Here is a 4,967-nt window from a genome sequence, read left to right on the forward strand (position 1 = left end):
GGCCTGGTGCACATCTCGGAGCTGGCCGAGCGCCACGTCGAGATCCCCGAGCAGGTCGTGCAGGTCAACGACGACATCTTCGTCAAGGTCATCGACATCGACCTCGACCGTCGTCGCATCTCGCTGTCGCTCAAGCAGGCCAACGAGGGCGTCGTCTCGTCGATCGTCAACTTCGGCGCGTTCGTCGACCTCGGTGGTGTCGACGGTCTCGTCCACGTGTCCGAGCTGTCCTGGAAGCACATCGACCACCCGTCCGAGGTCGTCGAGGTCGGCCAGGAGGTCACGGTCGAGGTCCTCGACGTCGACATGGACCGCGAGCGGGTCTCGCTGTCACTCAAGGCGACGCAGGAGGACCCCTGGCAGCAGTTCGCCCGCACCCACCAGATCGGCCAGGTCGTGCCGGGCAAGGTCACCAAGCTGGTGCCCTTCGGCTCGTTCGTCCGGGTCGACGAGGGCATCGAGGGCCTGGTGCACATCTCGGAGCTGGCCGAGCGCCACGTCGAGATCCCCGAGCAGGTCGTGCAGGTCAACGACGACATCTTCGTCAAGGTCATCGACATCGACCTCGAGCGTCGCCGCATCTCCCTCTCGCTCAAGCAGGCCAACGAGGGCGTGCAGCCCACGGCCGGCGACGAGTCGTTCGACCCGACGCTCTACGGCATGTCGGCGTCCTACGACGAGGCGGGCAACTACCAATACCCCGAGGGCTTCGACCCGGAGACCAACGACTGGCTGCCCGGGCACGAGGAGCAGCAGGCCGAGTGGGAGCGGCAGTACGCCGAGGCCCGCACCCGCTACGAGGCGCACATGAAGCAGGTCGTCGAGGCGCAGAAGGCCGAGCAGGAGGCGGGCCTGGAGAGCGGGACGCCCTCCACCTACTCGTCCGAGGCGCCCGCGGTCGAAGAGACCGACGAGACCACCGGCGGCGATGGCGGTGGCGGTGGCGGGACCCTCGCCTCCGACGAGGCGCTGGCCGCCCTGCGTGAGAAGCTCACCGGCGACAAGTAGTCGCCACCGAGCAGGCAGCGCCGAGCCGCGCACCGAGCCCCGCACCATTCGGTGCGGGGCCTCGGTGCGTCCGGAGCTGGTGTGGAGGCGCCCGCACCTACCATGACCAGGTGCTGCAGGTCCGTGGTGCCAGCGCGGGCCGGCTGACCGGCATCGACGTCGCGCGCTGCGTGGCGTTGATCGGCATGGCGGCCACCCACATCTTCCCCTCGACCGACCCGGACGGCAGCACCCACCTCTCGCACGCGGTGGCGGCCGGCCGCGCGTCGGCGCTGTTCGCGCTGCTCGCCGGCGTCTCGCTCGCCCTGGTCGCCGGCGGTCGCACCCCGCCGGCCGGGCGCGTCCTGTGGGCGGCGCGGGCCGGTGTCGCGGTGCGGGCGTTCGCCCTGGTCGCCCTCGGCCTGCTGCTGGGCCGCGTCGACTCGCCGCCCCTGGTGATCCTCGCCTACTACGGCCTGCTGTTCCTGGTGGCGCTGCCGGTGCTGGGGCTGCGCCCGCGCACCCTGTGGTTCCTCGCCGCGGGGGCGGCGATCCTGACACCGGTCGCCAGCCACCTGCTGCGCCAGCACGTCGACCCGACCCCGATCGCCGAGCCCTGGGGCCGCGACCTGCTGGTCGAGCTGCTGCTGACCGGGACCTATCCCGTGCTGACCTGGACGACGTACCTGTTCGCCGGCCTCGCCGTCGGTCGCAGCGACCTGCGCCGCGCCGGCTCCGCCACCCGGCTGCTGGTGGCCGGCCTGGTCGCCGCCGTGACGGCCAAGGCGGCCTCGGCCTGGCTGCTCGCCCAGGTCGGGGGCGTCGAGCGGCTGGCCCGCACGGTGGGGAGCGGCCCGGAGCAGGTCGACGAGGCGCTCCGGACCGGGATGTTCGGCACCACGCCCCGGGAGGACTGGCGGTGGCTGGTCGTCTCGGCCCCGCACAGCGGCACCACTCTCGACCTGGTGCACACGACCGGCAGCTCGCTGGCCGTCCTGGGCGCGTGCCTGCTGCTGGTGCGGGTGCTGCCCCGGCTGCTCGTCCTGCCGTTCGCGGCGGCCGGCAGCATGACCCTCACGCTCTACACGGCGCACGTCCTCGCCCTGGCCGACGGCAGCCCGCTCCTCGCGACGGACCGCGCCCGGCTGTGGTGGGCGCACGTGCTGGTCGGTCTGGCGGTCGCGACGCTCTGGCGGACCCAGGTCGGGCGCGGCCCCCTCGAGGCGCTGCTGGCCTGGCTGGCCGGCGCCGCCCGGCGCGCCGTCGCCGGCCGGAGCGCCGCGGCGAGCGCCTCGGCCAGGTCGCGCTAGCGTCGCGCCCGTGACGCTCCAGGTCGGCCTCACCGGAGGCATCGGCTCCGGCAAGAGCGAGGTGGCGCGGCTGTTGGCCGCCCAGGGCGCCGTCGTCGTCGACTCGGACGTGCTGGCCCGCGAGGCGGTCGCCCCGGGGACGCCGGGCCTCGCGGCGGTGGTCGACGAGTTCGGTGCCGGTGTCCTCGCCCCGGACGGGTCGCTGGACCGGCCGGCCCTGGGCCGCCTGGTCTTCGCCGACGCGGCGCGGCGGGCCGCCCTCGAGTCGATCGTGCACCCCTACGTCCGGCGGCGCAGCGCCGAGATCGCGCACGCGGCGCCGCCCGGGGCGGTCGTGGTGCACGACGTGCCGCTCCTCGTCGAGCAGGACCTGCAGCCGCTCTACGACCTGGTCGTCGTCGTGGACGTGGCGGAGGACACGCAGGTACGTCGCCTGGTCGGGCAGCGGGGCATGCCCGAGGCCGACGCCCGGGCGCGGGTCGCCGCGCAGGCGTCCCGGGACCGCCGGCTCGCGGCCGCCGACCTGGTCGTCGCCAACGACGGCGACCTGGACTCGCTCCGGGACCGGGTCGCGGACCTCTGGGCCGAGCTGACGCGGCGGGCAGGGGAGGGGAACCGGGACGGGGGCGCCCGCGTCCCACCCGCATGACTGCCCCCAGGCTGCTGCGCTGCTCGCTGGCTGCCGCGCTGCTGGCCGCGGTGGTGGTGCTGCTCCCGGCCGGCGCGGCGATGGCATGCTCGTGCGTCGAGGCTCCCGCGGACCGGGAGCTGCTCGCCAGGAGCGACGTCGCCTTCACCGGCACGCTGATCGAGCGGCACGACCCGACGGTGCTCCTCGGCCTCTCGTCGTCCGACGACCCGGCGGTCCTGGTCTTCGACGTGGACACCGTGCACAAGGGCGCGGTCGCCCAGCGGCAGGGCATCGAGACCGCCCGCAGCGGCGCGTCGTGCGGCCTCGAGCTGACCCAGGGCCGGCCGGCCCTCGTGTTCGCCGACCGGGTCGACGGGCACCTCGAGGGCTCGCTGTGCGGGGGCAGCCGCGAGCTCGCCGCCGGCGAACGCCCGTTGGGGGGCGGGACGACCCCTCGGCCGGGATCCTCGGTCCAGGTCGACGACGGGCTGCGCCCGGTGCTCGCAGGTGCGGCCGGCGTTGCTGGCCTCGCCGGCCTCGGCGCGCTGGCGGCGTTGGCCGCCGTGGTGGTCCGGCGCCGGCGCCGGGCGGCCGGTGCGGCGCCCGCCCAGGCTTGACCGCGCCTTTGCTTCAGGTGCCACCGCCGGGGTGCCGATCCACAGGTGACCGCCGTCACCGAGCCCGGAGCCCCGCATGCCCCGCCTGCGCCGCCCGACCGCCCCCTGGGCGGCGCTGGGTGCTGCGCTGGCCGCCGTGCTGGCGACGCTGCTGGTCGCCGGCATGGCCACGCCGGGCAGCGCCGGCACGGTGGTGGACCGGCGGGCCGCAGGTGTCGTGCTCACCGGCCTGGACCACCACGGCGACTGCCCGGGCGGATTCCACGTCGAGGGCGACCACGGGCCCGCCGACTGCTCACACGGCCCCGACGCGGCCCCGGCCGGGGTCGACGTCCGGCACCGTCCGACCACGGCCGAGCTCCTCGCCCGCGAGGAGGCCGCCGACGACGAGGTGACCGCAGCCGCCGGTGAGGTGCCCTGCTACGGCGACGGCACCTCCGGTCCGCGGCTGCAGGCCGTCTACGCGGTCGCTGCCGACCGCACCGACCGCTACGCGGCCGTGGTGGAGCTGGTCCGCGGATATGCGGCCGGCGCCGACCAGGCCTACGCCGCGTCGGCGGCACGCGACGGCGGGACCCGGCACCTCCGATGGGTCACCGACCCGGGCTGCAGCCTCTCGGTGGCGCACGTCGTGCTCTCCGCCGCGGGCGACGACTCGCTGGGGGCGACGCGGGCCGAGCTCGCCGCGCAGGGGTTCGACCGGCCCGACCGCAAGTACGTCGTCTGGACCGACGCGACGACGTACTGCGGCATCGCGTACGTCGCCGGCGACGCCCGCCCCGACGCCACCAACCCGGCCAACAACGGCCCGACCTACGCGCGCGTCGACAGCGGCTGCTGGGGCGGCACCGCGTCGGTCGCCGCGCACGAGATCGCCCACATGCTCGGCGCCGTGAACCTGGCGGCACCGCATTCGAACGGCGCATGGCACTGCACCGACGAGTACGACCGGCTCTGCTACGACGACGGCTCGGGTGCAAGCCTCACGTTCCAGTGCGCCTCGTCGCAGGAGCCGCTGCTCGACTGCAACGGCGACGACTACTACAACGTGGCGCCGCCGCCGGGCAGCTGGCTCGCGTCGCACTGGAACCTCGCCAGCTCGGTGTTCCTCGCGCCGGTCGCCCCGGACGGTTGGTCCGGGCCGGCGTCCACGCCCGGCCCGACGCCCACGACGGCGCCGGTGCCCGCTCCGACGGCCGACCCCGTAACTGCCCCCACCGGGCCGACCGCTGCGCCGGCGCCGACCCGGGTCTGGCGGGTCAGCAGCTGGCAGGACCGGCTCACGCCGCGCCACCGGACGCGCCGGCACCGGGTCTCGGCCGAGGCCGGTGCCCTGGTGGTCCGATTCCGGCTGCACCGGGCGTCTCGCCTCCTCGTCACCCTGCGCGACTCGGAAGGCAAGATGCTTGTCTCACGGTGGGT

At 75.2% G+C, this 4,967-nt stretch carries 5 protein-coding genes; all 5 read left to right on the forward strand.

Annotated elements, in window-relative coordinates; translation table 11 throughout:
- On the forward strand, window positions 1-1,008 hold a 1,008-nt coding region (locus VK640_07890), incomplete at its 5' end, for a S1 RNA-binding domain-containing protein (protein HTE73104.1).
- 110 nt (window positions 1,009-1,118) lie between these two features.
- Entirely contained in the window at window positions 1,119-2,297 is a 1,179-nt protein-coding gene (locus VK640_07895) for a heparan-alpha-glucosaminide N-acetyltransferase domain-containing protein (protein ID HTE73105.1), read from the forward strand.
- A gap of 10 nt (window positions 2,298-2,307) precedes the next feature.
- Window positions 2,308-2,946: a dephospho-CoA kinase gene (gene coaE, locus VK640_07900; protein ID HTE73106.1), complete on the forward strand. Its 639-nt coding sequence runs from the start codon at window positions 2,308-2,310 to the stop codon at window positions 2,944-2,946.
- Window positions 2,943-3,545 (forward strand): hypothetical protein, encoded by a 603-nt coding sequence (locus tag VK640_07905; GenBank protein HTE73107.1) that lies wholly within the window; start codon window positions 2,943-2,945, stop codon window positions 3,543-3,545. The genes coaE and VK640_07905 overlap by 4 nt, the downstream gene beginning before the upstream one ends.
- A 76-nt stretch (window positions 3,546-3,621) precedes the next feature.
- On the forward strand, window positions 3,622-4,967 hold a 1,346-nt coding region (locus tag VK640_07910), incomplete at its 3' end, for a hypothetical protein (GenBank protein ID HTE73108.1).

The organism is Actinomycetes bacterium (assembly GCA_035489715.1).
Taxonomy (GTDB): domain Bacteria; phylum Actinomycetota; class Actinomycetes; order JACCUZ01; family JACCUZ01; genus DATHAP01.